This is a genomic window from Mesorhizobium sp. B2-5-3, assembly GCF_006441005.1.
Classification (GTDB): domain Bacteria; phylum Pseudomonadota; class Alphaproteobacteria; order Rhizobiales; family Rhizobiaceae; genus Mesorhizobium.
In genome coordinates this window covers 1-12738 of record NZ_VFUS01000011.1, presented here as the reverse complement: position 1 = coordinate 12738, position 12738 = coordinate 1, and the positions used below count along the sequence as shown (strand labels likewise).

The 12738-nt window shown below is 64.2% G+C and carries 11 protein-coding genes; 5 read left to right on the top strand and 6 right to left on the bottom strand.

What is annotated here, in order from left to right; translation table 11 throughout:
• Nucleotides 1-12: 12 nt before the first annotated feature.
• Nucleotides 13-1641 carry a DNA alkylation response protein gene (locus tag FJ867_RS22745; protein ID WP_140557729.1) on the bottom strand — a complete coding sequence of 543 codons (1629 nt, stop codon included), beginning with the start codon at nucleotides 1639-1641 and terminating at the stop codon, nucleotides 13-15.
• Nucleotides 1642-1790: 149 nt separating this feature from the next.
• On the opposite strand from FJ867_RS22745, the gene FJ867_RS22740 reads away from it, so the two are divergent.
• Genes FJ867_RS22740 through dprA form a run of 4 tightly spaced genes read left to right on the top strand, consistent with a single transcriptional unit; the run spans nucleotide 1791 to nucleotide 5818 of the window.
• Entirely contained in the window at nucleotides 1791-2756 is a 966-nt protein-coding gene (locus tag FJ867_RS22740) for an aspartate carbamoyltransferase catalytic subunit (RefSeq protein WP_140525335.1), read from the top strand.
• The gene (locus FJ867_RS22735; RefSeq protein ID WP_140557730.1) at nucleotides 2753-4039 is read left to right on the top strand and encodes a dihydroorotase; all 1287 of its coding nucleotides are present in this window, start codon (nucleotides 2753-2755) and stop codon (nucleotides 4037-4039) included. Before FJ867_RS22740 ends, FJ867_RS22735 begins: the two co-directional genes overlap by 4 nt.
• A gap of 58 nt (nucleotides 4040-4097) precedes the next feature.
• The gene (plsY, locus tag FJ867_RS22730; RefSeq protein ID WP_140515331.1) at nucleotides 4098-4685 is read left to right on the top strand and encodes a glycerol-3-phosphate 1-O-acyltransferase PlsY; all 588 of its coding nucleotides are present in this window, start codon (nucleotides 4098-4100) and stop codon (nucleotides 4683-4685) included.
• Nucleotides 4682-5818, top strand: a complete 1137-nt coding sequence (gene dprA / locus FJ867_RS22725; protein ID WP_140818677.1) for a DNA-processing protein DprA — start codon at nucleotides 4682-4684, stop codon at nucleotides 5816-5818. Before plsY ends, dprA begins: the two co-directional genes overlap by 4 nt.
• Nucleotides 5819-5827: 9 nt before the next feature.
• On the opposite strand, the gene FJ867_RS22720 is transcribed toward dprA, so the two are convergent.
• The 5 genes from FJ867_RS22720 to FJ867_RS22700 form a co-directional block, all read right to left on the bottom strand.
• A complete protein-coding gene (locus FJ867_RS22720) occupies nucleotides 5828-6040 on the bottom strand; it encodes a hypothetical protein (RefSeq protein WP_140498769.1) in 213 nt (70 codons plus the stop codon).
• 52 nt (nucleotides 6041-6092) lie between these two features.
• Nucleotides 6093-6896: a trehalose-phosphatase gene (otsB, locus tag FJ867_RS22715; protein WP_140557734.1), complete on the bottom strand. Its 804-nt coding sequence runs from the start codon at nucleotides 6894-6896 to the stop codon at nucleotides 6093-6095.
• Entirely contained in the window at nucleotides 6896-8665 is a 1770-nt protein-coding gene (locus FJ867_RS22710) for a trehalose-6-phosphate synthase (RefSeq protein ID WP_140557735.1), read from the bottom strand. Before FJ867_RS22710 ends, otsB begins: the two co-directional genes overlap by 1 nt.
• Nucleotides 8666-8747: 82 nt before the next feature.
• Nucleotides 8748-10910 (bottom strand): amylo-alpha-1,6-glucosidase, encoded by a 2163-nt coding sequence (locus FJ867_RS22705; protein WP_140498987.1) that lies wholly within the window; start codon nucleotides 10908-10910, stop codon nucleotides 8748-8750.
• Between the two features lie 45 nt (nucleotides 10911-10955).
• On the bottom strand, nucleotides 10956-12014 hold the full coding sequence (locus FJ867_RS22700) for a glycosyltransferase family 4 protein (RefSeq protein ID WP_140818675.1): 1059 nt from the start codon (nucleotides 12012-12014) through the stop codon (nucleotides 10956-10958).
• A gap of 206 nt (nucleotides 12015-12220) precedes the next feature.
• On the opposite strand from FJ867_RS22700, the gene FJ867_RS22695 reads away from it, so the two are divergent.
• Nucleotides 12221-12664, top strand: a complete 444-nt coding sequence (locus tag FJ867_RS22695; protein ID WP_246675102.1) for a hypothetical protein — start codon at nucleotides 12221-12223, stop codon at nucleotides 12662-12664.
• Nucleotides 12665-12738 lie beyond the last annotated feature (74 nt).

The following is a 12738-nucleotide window of genomic DNA, read 5'->3' as shown; positions in this document are numbered from 1 at the left end:
CATGGCTGCTGCTCAGGTGGTTGGCGGATAGAGCGTGTCGATGATCATGCGCGCATCATGGCGCGAATCGAGCATGCCGTAGGTGTTGCGCCACTGGCCCGCCAGCCGCGTCTCGACGAAGGCATCGGCGATCCGCCCTGCCCCCAACCGGCGCAATTCCGCCGCCGCCGCCGACAGCGCCAGTTGCTCCGTCAGCAGGCGGGCCGAGCCTTCGTCGGTCGCGGCGACTTGCATCGCCGCCTTCAGCACACCGATGGTGCCGCGTCCGCCCGCGCCCAGGTCGCGATCAATGCCGGCAAGCACCTCCTCGAACAGGCCCGGCGCGCGGCCAAGCACGCGCAGCACATCCAGCGCCATGACATTGCCCGATCCTTCCCAGATAGCGTTGACCGGAGCTTCGCGATAGTAGCGGGCGAGCGGCGCCTCCTCGACATAGCCGTTGCCGCCGAGGCATTCCATCGCCTCGTAGAGCAGCGGCGGCGCGATCTTGCAGACCCAATATTTGACGACCGGCGTCATGGCACGGGCAAAGGCCGCCTCGCCGCGATCGCTCGCCGCCTCGTCGAAGGAACGCGCCAGCCGGAACGACAGCGCCGTGGCAGCGGCGACGTCGAGCGCCATGTCCGCCAGCACGCGCTGCATCAGCGGCTGCTCGATCAGGTTGGTGCCGAACACCTGGCGATGGCGGGCGTGATGAACGGCTTCGGCCAGACCCGCCCGCATGATCGCCGAAGACGCCACGGCGCAGTCGAGCCGGGTCAAGGTCACCATGTCCATGATCGTCTTCACGCCGGCGCCCGGCTCGCCGACCATCTCACCGATCGCGTTGACGAACTCCACCTCGGAAGACGCATTCGACCGGTTGCCGAGCTTGTCCTTCAGGCGCTGGAAACGGAAGCCGTTGCCCGAGCCGTCGCCAAGGACGCGCGGCACGAGGAAGCACGACAATCCCTCCGGCGCCTGCGCCAGCACCAGGAATGCATCCGACATCGGCGCCGACATGAACCATTTATGGCCGGTCAGGCGATAGAAGCCGCTGCCGACGCGCTCGGCCTTCGTCACATTGGCGCGCACATCCGTGCCGCCCTGTTTCTCGGTCATGCCCATGCCAAGCGTAAGCCCGGTCTTCTCGACCGGCGGCTTTTGGCTCTGATCGTATTTGCGCGTCGTCACGCGCGGCGCCCACTCGCGGAACAGTTTCGGGCTCGCCATCAGCGCTGCCAGCGAAGCGCTGGTCATGGTGATGGGACACAGATGTCCGGTCTCGAGTTCGGCCGTCAGGTAGAACCGGGCCGCGCGCACCTGATGGCGGCGGCCGATCTCGGCATCGCCGTTCTCCCAGACCGAGGAGTGCAGCCCGTTGGCTACGGAACGGCGCATCAAAGCGTGATAGGCGGGGTGAAACTCGACCAGATCGATGCGCCGGCCCTGGCGATCATGCGTCCTGAGCCTCGGCGTTTCGACATTGGCGAGGCGGGCCAGTTCCTGGGCCTCCTGCGTCAGCACGAAGCGGCCGAGCCCGTCGAGATCCTTGCGCACCGGATCGGAAAAGCGCTCGGCAAGCTGGATCAGCAACGGATCGCCCCGCCAGGCGTTGCCGCCTGTCAGCGGCGGCGGCTGGTTCGTCACGTCGTCGGTCACGCTTCATCCTTACTGCCAGGCGGCTACGAATCCGGAGCCATCGGCTAGATATAGCCCAAGGCTCGCGACGAAAATACCGGGGAGAACGGCCGCAATCCAAAGCTGGCGCTTGCAGCCATGGAACGTCCACCCTATAGCAGCCCCTTGAGATGACCGACGCTTCGTCCCTGCCACTCTATCCCCACCGCCATCTTCTGGGCATCCGCGATCTTTCCCCCGCCGACATCGAGCTTCTGCTCGACAGGGCGGACCGGGCTGTCGCGATCTCGCGGCAATCCGAGAAGAAAACCTCGACACTGCGCGGCCGCACCCAGATCAACCTTTTCTACGAAGCCTCAACGCGGACGCAGTCGTCGTTCGAACTGGCCGGAAAGCGTCTCGGCGCCGACGTCATGAACATGTCGGTGGCGAGTTCCTCGGTGAAGAAGGGCGAGACGCTCATCGACACGGCCATGACGCTGAACGCCATGCGGCCCGACATATTGATCATCCGCCACCAGTCGGCCGGTGCGGCCGCCCTCCTGGCGCAGAAGGTCGGCTGCTCCGTGGTCAATGCGGGGGACGGCGCGCACGAGCACCCCACACAGGCGCTGCTTGACGCGCTGACCATCCGTCGCGCCAAGGGTCCGCTGTCGAAACTGATCGTGGCGATCTGCGGCGACATCCTGCATTCGCGCGTCGCCCGCTCCAACATCATGCTGCTCAATGCGCTCGGCGCGCAGGTGCGCGTCGTCGCACCCTCGACGCTGCTGCCTGCGGGCATCGACAGGATGGGTGTGATCGTCACCGGCTCAATGGCCGAGGGCCTGAAAGATGCCGACGTGGTGATGATGCTGCGCCTGCAGCGCGAGCGAATGGAAGGCGCCTTCGTGCCTTCGGTGCGCGAATATTTCCGCTATTTCGGCCTCGACGCCGAGAAGCTGAAGGCCGCGAAAGACGATGCGCTGGTGATGCATCCGGGCCCGATGAACCGTGGCGTCGAGATCGCTTCGGAAATCGCCGACGGCCCGCAGAGCGTCATCCAGGAACAGGTCGAGATGGGCGTCGCCGTGCGCATGGCGGTGATGGAAGCGCTGCTCGATCCGCGCCGCAACCATGAGGGCCGCGGCGCATGACCATTACGGTGTTCGAGCGCGCCCGCATCATCGACCCCTCGCGCGGCGTAGACGAGACCGGGACGGTCATCGTCGACGGGAAGAAGATAGCCGCCGCCGGCAAGGCTGCGCTGAACCAGGGGGCGCCCGAGGGCGCCACCATCGTCGACTGCGCCGGCAAGGCGGTGATTCCAGGCCTGATCGACGGCCGCGTCTTCATCGGCGAACCGGGCGGCGAACATCGCGAAACGATCGCGTCGGCAAGTGTCGCCGCGGCTGCCGGCGGCGTCACCTCGATCGTCATGATGCCCGATACCGATCCGGTCATCGACAATGTGGCCCTGGTCGAATTCGTGCTGCGCACCGCCAAGGACACGGCAATCGTGAATATTTTCCCGGCCGCCGCCATCACCAAGGGCCTCGATGGCCGCGAGATGACCGAATTCGGCCTGCTGCGAGAGGCCGGCGCCGCCGCCTTCACCGACGGCCGCCACACCATATCAAGCGCGCTGGTGATGCGCCGGGCGCTGACCTATGCCCGCGATTTCGGCGCAACCATCGTGCACGAGACCCAGGATGCCGACCTCGCGTCGTCGGGCGTGATGAACGAGGGACTCTACGCCAGCTGGCTAGGACTTTCCGGCATTCCGCGTGAGGCCGAAACCATCCCGCTGGAGCGCGACCTTGCCCTGGCGCGCCTGACGCGCGGTTCCTACCACGCGGCAAAGATATCGACGGCGATGGCGGCGGCATCGGTGGCGCGCGCGAAGGCCGACGGCGCGACCGTCACATCGGGCGTATCGATCCACAATCTGTCACTCAACGAAAACGATGTCGGGGAATACCGGACCTTCTTCCGCCTGACGCCGCCGCTGCGCGCCGAGGAAGACCGTCTGGCGATGATCGAAGCGATCAGGGATGGCACGGTCGACATCATCGTCTCCTCGCACGATCCGCAGGACGTCGACACCAAGCGCCTGCCCTTCGCCGACGCGGCAGCCGGCGCCATCGGGCTGGAAACGTTGCTGGGCGCGGCCTTGCGGCTCTACCACAATGGCGACGTGCCGTTGTTGCGGCTGATCGAGACCTTGTCCACGGCGCCGGCACGGCTGTTCGGCCTGCCCGGCGGCACGCTCAAGCCCGGCGCTCTCGCGGACCTTGCGCTTGTCGATCTGGATGAACCCTGGATCGTCAGCGAAAGCGGCATCCGCTCGCGCTCGAAGAACACCTGTTTCGAAGGCGCGCGCCTGCAAGGCAAGGTCTTGCAAACGCTGGTGGCGGGCCGCACAGTGTTCTCGGTCTGAGCGGGCGGCGGCGCATCGCGCCGGATTCAGCCCGTCAGGGGGAAATGCGGGGGGAACAATGACTTACAACCTGATCCCGGCGCTGGTGCTCGGCTATTTCTTGGGCTCGATTCCGTTCGGGCTTCTGCTGACCCGTGCGGCAGGGCTTGGCGACGTGCGCCAGATCGGCTCCGGCAACATCGGCGCGACAAATGTGCTACGCACCGGCAACAAGGGCCTTGCCGCGGCCACGCTGCTGCTCGACGCGCTGAAGGGCACGGCCGCGGTGCTGATCGCGGGCCATTTCGCGCCCGAACTCGGCGCTTGGGCCGGCCTTGGCGCCTTCCTCGGCCATCTCTTCCCGATCTGGCTCGGATTCAAGGGAGGCAAGGGCGTGGCCACCTATCTCGGCGTGCTGATCGGCCTTGCCTGGCAGGTGGCGCTGATCTTCGCCATCGTCTGGCTGGCCATGGCATTCCTGTTCCGCTACTCCTCGCTTGCAGCGCTGACGGCCGCGGTCGCCGTGCCGATCGCCCTCTATTTCCTGAGCACACCGCAGATTGCCGCATTGTTCGTCGTGATGAGCCTGATCGTCTTCATCAAGCACCGGGCCAACATTTCACGCCTGCTTGCCGGCACCGAGGGCAAAATCGGGGCGAAGGAGTGAGCAAGCCGCTCGCCGGACCGCGCCTCAGCGACCGGCAGCGGTTGAGCTGGCTGCGGCTGATCCGCACCCAGAATGTAGGTCCTGCCTCCTTTCGCGACCTGATCAACCGCTTCGGTTCGGCCGAAGTCGCGCTGGAAATGCTGCCGGAACTGATGATTTCGGGCGGCGCCATCAGGGTCGCCCGCATTCCCTCGATCGCCGAGGCCGAAGCGGAACTGGAGGCCGCAAGGCGGGCAGACGCCCGCTTTGTCGGCATCGGCGAGCCGGACTATCCCGCCCTGTTGAAAAACATGGACCATCCGCCGCCGCTGCTGGCGGTGAAAGGCGAAGGCGCGGTGTTCCGGCTGCCCGCGGTGGCTATCGTCGGCGCCCGCAACGCCTCGCTCGCCGGCATCAAGATGGCGCGCATGCTGGCGACCGACCTTGGCCGCGACGGTTACGCCATCATCTCCGGCCTCGCGCGCGGCATCGACACTTCAGCACATCAGGGCAGCCTCTCGACCGGCACGATCGGCGTGCTGGCCGGAGGCCTCGATCTGCCCTACCCGCCTGAGAATGCCGGCCTGTGCGACGAGATCGTCGAGCGCGGCGGCGCCATCATTTCGGAGATGCCGTTCGGCTGGCAGCCGCGTGCGCAGGATTTTCCGCGCCGCAACCGCCTCGTCGCGGGCGCGGCAGTCGGTCTGGTGGTGGTCGAGGCGGCGCAGCGTTCCGGATCCCTGATCAGCGCCAGGCTCGCAGGCGAAATGGGCCGGCTGGTCTTCGCCGTACCCGGCTCGCCGCTTGATCCACGCGCCGCCGGCACCAATGGCCTGCTCAAGGACGGTGCCACCTTGGTCACCGAAGCCGCCGACATTCACAGGGCAATCGCGCCGCTGACCGGTTTGCGGGCCCCCGAACTGCCGCCCTTTGAAGATCCCCCCGATTTCTCGGCCACGCCGCCACCCGGCGAAAACGACCGCGCCAGGGTGACCGAAGCGCTCGGCCCGACGCCGGTGGCGATCGACGAGATCATCCGCCACACCGGCCTGCATCCGGCGCAGGTGTTCATGGTGCTCCTGGAGCTCGACCTCGCCGGCCGGCTCGAACGGCATGCCGGCGGCAATGTCTCGCTGGTCTTCGCGGAAGGCTGACAGCCTCCGTCAGTGGTGATCGCGTTTCTTCTGTTCGGTCTCGGTATAGTCGGGCGTGTTTGCGCCGAACAGGTCCCTCTCGACAGCCTTTCGCCAGACGGCATCGGCGTCTTCAGGACGCGAGGGATCGAAAGTTGTCTCGGTGTCCTGCATGCGCCGGCGCGAACGCCGCCGGAGCCACGCAGGCATGATCTCGTGGATGAGGCTGGTGAACTGGATCATTGATCAACTCCTGAAACCCGTTCTTCAAAGGCGCAAAATGCGTTTTGCGGCCTCAACTCTGCCGGACAGTGGGCTGGACCGCCTCCTCAAACCGGCCAGTGCCCGATTGGTCGTGACATAGGGATTCAAGCCAGGCCAGGGTCTCGCCGACATCGGCCAGCGCGTGGCGCGCCACGGTTTTCCCTTGCGGTTTGATGCGGACCGAAATGCCATCCATTTCATTGACGGCTTCGAAGCCGTTCTCATCCGACGTGTCGTCTCCGAGGAATACGGGAATCCGCCCCCGGAAAGCCGGCAACTCGCAGAAACGCCTGATTGCCGCTCCCTTGGCCGCCTCGAGCGGCATCAGTTCCACCCCGGCATTGCCGGCAAGAACCCGATATCCTCGCGGAAGCCGCTCCAGGGCCTGTTCGACCAGTTGCGTCGCCCGTTGCAGCAACTGCGGCGCCGCACGCGTATGAATGGCCAGGATCGGGCCCTTGCGCTCGATATAGACGTCCACATTGTCCAGTTCCGCCTCGATTTCCTCGGCAAGCGCGGCAATGTCGGCGGGCTCGTCGGCCGCCTCGACGGGCCCGTCACGGACAAGCCGGTGCTCCAGGCCGTATAGACCCGCAGCCGGCAGGCGCAACGGCTGGAAGAGCCGGTCGACGGCGGAAACGGATCTTCCTGTAATGAAAGCCAGAGCGCCAGCCAGACGCCCGTCCAGCCTTGTCAGCATGCTTCGCAACGCATCACCGACGACCACCGCGTCGGGATGCGCGGCATGTTCCAGAAGCGTACCGTCAATGTCCAGGAAGAGTGCCCATCGGCCTTGCGGGACGGTCGGCACGGACAGATTTGCCGATCCCGACATCACAGCGCCGCGACCCGTTTGCGATCAAGCAGCGATATCACATTGGCCGCGGCAACGGAGCCCGGCCCGGCGGGGTCGATCGCGATTCGCTTGCGCAAGCGGGCGGCGTCGAGAAGCATGCTGCCCGCCCAGCGATAGACATTGTTGTCGCGGACGATCTCGCGCATGCGCTGCATGCGCTGGCGCTGCTCGGCGGGCACCATGGTCAATGCCTGCAGCAACGCCTCGGCCATCATCGTCGCGTCGTAAGGATTGACGATCAGTGCCTCGAGAAGCTCCTTGGAAGCGCCGGCAAACATGCTGAGCATCAGCACGCCCTGCTCGTCGTCGCGTGCGGCGACAAATTCCTTGGCGACCAGGTTCATTCCGTCGTGCAGGCTGGTCACCATGCAGACATCGGCGGCTCGGTAGATTTCGTAGACCTGCTCCTGGGAATGGTGTTCAGCCACCATCAAGACAGGCGTGTAGCCGTCCCGGCCATAACGCTCGTTGAGCTCCGCCGCGCAACGCAGGCATTCCTCGTGCAGTTGCTGGTAGGCCGGCAAGGTTCCACGGCTTGGCGCCGCGATCTGCAGGAAGGCCACCTGGCCGATCCACTCCGGGTGTTGCTTGAACAGTTCGTCCAATGCATGAAACCGGTCGAGAATGCCTTTCGTATAATCGAGGCGCTCGACGCCGACACAGAGGCTGACATTGTCCGCCAGCCCGAATTTTTCGCGAATTCGCGCGCGGCACTGCGCGATGGCGGGCAATTTCCCGAGTTGAGCCGGCGGCCACTCTATCGAGATCGGATAGGCGTGGACCAGGCTGGTCTGGCCGCCATAGGAGATCGCCGAATCCTCGCGCTCGATCCTGCTTTCCAGGAAGCGGTCGACGCTCTCGATGAAGTTGTTGCAGTGGAACTGCGTATGAAAGCCGATGATAGAGCTCCCCAGCAGGCCGTCCAGGATCTTTTCCCGCCAGGGGCAGATGCTGAAGACTTCCGAATTTGGCCACGGAATGTGCCAGAAGGTGATGATGATCGCATCGGGCAGGCGTTCCCGGATCATTCGCGGCAGCAGCGCGAAATGATAGTCCTGGACGAGGACGATCGGGCGTTCGTTCCGCGCTTCGGCAACGACGGTATCGGCGAATTTGCGATTGACGGCTTCGTACGTTTCCCAGTCGGACGTGCGGAAGACGGGCCGCGTAAAGGCTATGTGGCACAGGGGCCAGAGACCCTCATTGGCAAAGCCCAGATAATAGCCTTGCTGTTCCTCGTCGGTCAGCCAGACACGGCGCAACGTGTAGGATGGGTTCTCAGGTGGGACCTCGATGCGGTCGTTCTGGTCGACGACGAGATGATCCGCCGAGCCGCCGCCATAGGCTATCCAGGTTCCCGCGCAGGCACGGGTGATCGGCTCCAGCGCCGAGACAAGTCCACTGGCCGGCACAACCAGGTCGACATTGTCATCCCTGAGATTGTGAATGTAGGGCTCGCGGTTGGAGACGACGATCACTTGCGCATCCGGCAGTTCCTTCGCCAGGATTTCGCGCAGCGTCGAGGGCGACCAGTTGACGAGCGCCGCGTCGGCGGAATGGCCATTCTTTTCGAACTCCCGCAATACGACACGAGCCGGTGGAGGCTCGACATTCGCCGGTTCCGGCGGGGTCCGGCGGGATCGCAGCGCGGAAATCACCAAGGCAACAAGGGAAACGCAGAGGCTGGCAAGAATGACGAACCATAGAGCGGAGGCAGAGTGGAGGAAGTCAAAATTGTTGTCTGGCATCGATGTGAATTGCTCCGGCCTAGGTCGCGCCTCTCCGCGGGGGAGATGGTGCAACGCACGTCGCCGGTGATGGTTCCGGTTTTTAGCTGCGCACGATCAAAGGCGCCAACCCTTCATGGCGGTCGGCCAGGAACGCGCCCACACGGTCTCCTACCCGCTGGAACGTCAGGTCGACTGCCGTGCCCGCCACCGCGAGATGGCGGATCACCAGGCTGTCGATGCCGATTGGCAGGCGTGGCCTTGTGACATGGATTTCGCCGGCCCAGCCGTCGATATGGAGGCCCAGACAGGCCTGCATCAGCATGAAGGCGGAACCTGCCGACCAGGCCTGCGGCAGGCAAGCGACCGGATACGCGATCGGCGCCTCGCCCGGTGCGCGGGTGAAGCCGCAGAAGAGTTCGGGCAGGCGCATGTTGAAATGGACGGCGGATTCGAACGTCCCGCTCATCAGCCGCACCACATTGTCGCGAATGCCGTACCGCGCAAGGCCTGCCGCGCATATCGCCGTGTCGTGCGGCCAGATGGAGCCATTGTGATACGACATGGGATTGAAGAATATTGCGTCGTCGGCGAGCGTCCTCAATCCCCAGCCGGAGTGAAAAGAAGCCGACAGCAACTGATCGGCGACGATCCGCGCCCGATCCGGATCCGGAAGCCCCACATAGAGCAGATGTCCGGCATTGGATGTGCGCACCTCGCATGGCCGGCCGTCGCCATCGAGCGCCAGCGCGTAATAACCCAGCTCTTCGATCCAGAAATGGCTTTCAACCCGCTGGCGGATCTCTTCGGCCCGCCTTTCCCAGGCTTCCGCCTTTTCTGTCTCGCCTCGCCGGCGAGCCAGTTTCGCCAGCCCCTGGAACGCCGCGAAGACGTAGCCCTGCACCTCGACCAGCGCGATGGGGCCCTTCGGGATACGACCGTCCGCATGAAAGACCGAATCAAAGCTGTCCTTCCATCCCTGGTTGGCGAGGCCTGACTCCGCCGCACGCCGGTAGGTGACGAATCCGGTCGAAGCGCTTGCCGCCTCGATCCATTCGGCGGCTGCACATAGCGACTGCCACAGGCCGTCGATAAAGACCATGTCGCCGGTGCGGTCCGCGTAAGCGCAGGCGAGATGAACGTAGAGCGGGGTGGTGTCGACACCGCCATAGTAGCGGCCGAACGGCAACTCGCTTAGGGCCGTCATTTCACCCTTGCGCGTTTCATGCATGATCTTGCCGGGCTGAGAGTCGCTGAAGGGCGAGGTTTCGGTTGCCTGATGTTGCGCAAGAAAGGCAAGCACGCCGCGCGCCAGGCCGGGATTGAGCCAGAGCATCTGCAACGCCGAGATCACGCCGTCTCTGCCGAAGGCCGTCGAGAACCACGGAATGCCGGCATAGGGATAAGGGCCGGTCGCAAGTTCGGTGGTGAGCAGCGCCACATCGGCACGGGCGCGCTCCATCCAGTCGTTGAACACCCTGCCCGAACTGTGCAGCGTCGCGCCATGGCGGCGCTTGGCGCGCATGCCGAAACGCGCGCGCGCCGCCGCGGCGCGAAACCGGTCGCGGTCGGGCACATCGGCCATTTCGCTGCCGACCTCGACATACAGTGTCTTGCGGCTGCGTTTGGTGACTGCAATGAAGAAATCCGCACGGTCGGAGGTCAATTCGTCCGGTTTCTGCGAAAACGATATCGTCGACGTACGCACCACCTTGTCCAGGCCTTCATAGCGAAGCAGAACCGAGTTCTGGTCCATCTCGGCGGTATGGGCGGTGCCTCGTTTGGCGCGTGTCGAGCCACGAACTTCGAACATGTCGCGGAAATCGGCGGCGAAGCGCAGCGAAAGCAGGACGGTCGAATGTTCCTGGCTGTAGTTGGAAAGGGTCAGGCGCTCATACAGCCGGTCCTCCCACAGCAGCCTGACACGCTCGATGTGGATCGCTCCTTGCGGGATGGGACGGCCGCCGGCACTCTCTATAGGCAGATTGGTCAGGTTGGAGGTGAACAGGACATTGTCCTGGCTCAGCGATGCGCCCAGCAACGACGTCGAACGACCGCCCACCGCGAGGCGGAATTCGGAAAGCACGCGCGTGTCGTCGCGGAAGAAGCCGTCGCCCACACCGCGTATGTCGCCATAGGAATCGGCGACGGCGAAGCAGTCGCCATGCTTGAGTGCGAAGAGCCGGTGCGGTTCCCTCGGCGCGGTTTCGTCCAGGGAGGCCAGGGCTATTGCGGGATCAAGCTTGCGCTCGTCAAGTTGGGTGATGGTCAAGAAGACTGTCCCGTGCTTGTTTCTGAACGGGGCACTGTACTAGGAAGCCCTGATTTGTTGAGTGTCGATCGCCTGTGAATAGGTGGCGACATAGTCGCGCGCCATGCGGTCGGCCGAGAACCGTCCTTCGAAAACGGCCCTTATCCGGCGCCTGTCGAGCTGAAGCAGGGCCGGCATGGTGGCGACGGCATCCTCGAGGGTTTCGACGACGAAGCCGGTCACACCGTGATCGATGATCTCGGGCATGGCGCCGCAGCTCCAAGCCATGACAGGGGTTCCGCAGGCCATCGCCTCGATTACCGCCAGACCAAAAGGCTCGGGCCAGTCGATGGGGAACAGCAAGGCAGCGGCATTGCCGAGAAACCTGCTCTTCTGGTCCTCGCTGATCTCGCCGACATATTCGACGCGATCGCCATCGATCAGCGGCTGGACGACCTCCTCGAAATAGGCCCGGTCGCCGTCGCCCACCTTGGCCGCGAGCTTGAGCCTCAGGCCCGTGCGCCTGGCAATCTCGATCGCCCGGTCCGGCCGCTTGTCGCGCGACATCCTGCCGAGGAACGCCAGATATGTGCCGTCGGAGCCGGCTTCAAAATCCGGCCTATAGAGATCGAGCGGCAGCCCATGATGGATGGTCGCCAACCAGTTGGCGGACGCGAGCCTCGTCCTCTGGCTGCGTGAAATGGAAATCATCGGAAAACCCGGGAACCGCTCATAGGCCTGTGCCAGATCCACATAGTCCAGCCTGCCATGCGGCGTCGTCACCGTGCGCTCCGGCATATGGCGGAAAAACGGGAAATGCAGGAAGTGGCTGAGATGGAAGTGAAGAATGTCGAAATCGTCGGCCTGTCTCCTGACTTCCTCGAGCATCGAAAGATGCGCCGCGATCTCCGACTTCAACGGCCGGGGATCGAGGCGCAGCGCCCGTTCCCGGCACGCGACCAGCCGGGCGGAGGTCCTGGTATCGCCGCTGGCAAACAACGTTACATCGTGGCCGAGCCCGACCAGAGCTTCGGTGAGATAGGAGATGATGCGTTCGGTGCCTCCATAGAGCCTTGGCGGCACGGATTCATACAGCGGCGCGATATGGGCGATCTTCATTGGCCTGCGTTCCCTCAATAAGCTGGTCAAAGGCAAAAATGCATCAGCGGCGCGATCGTTCCTCCGCCATCGGCAGATGCGTCATTTCTCATGTTTGATGTTCTTCCGGGCGGCCCTATCTCTTTAGGTGCTGCTCCTGCGCGCCATGACGACCCGAGGAGGTTCCGATGCAGCAATCAAAGGACATTGCAGCCCGCCGGCTTGACATGATCATCGAACAATATGTCGAAGCTAGAAAACAGCGCTTCGGCTATGTTTCGACGGACCAGGCCGCCAGGGTGATTCACAGAATCCTGAAACCCACGCCTTCCGACCGCAGCTTTTCGGACCACGAACTCGACGACATGGTCGCGGCCCTCGCCGTCAAGAACGGGTTGGCCGTCGTCTTTGACCGCGGCATCAGAGGATCGGTCGGCGGCACCGAGGCGGAGCTGGACAGAAAGGATCCGACCATGAGAGCACCAGCGGAAGGCCCCGACGTTGCCGGCGCGGTGGACGCGATCCTGATTCAGCAAAAAACCGCCCCGCTTTCGATGAGCGCGATGATCTCCCTGCTGCGCCAACGCACCGGCACCACCCGATCGGACGCGGATCTGGAAGGACTGATCGCCAAAAAAGCCGCTGTCCTGAACGTGCATTTGTCACGGTGAGCGACCCGAGACATAGGTGACGTTTTGTACCGGACACATGGGTAACACTTTTGGCTTTTGGCCGGAGGTGTTGA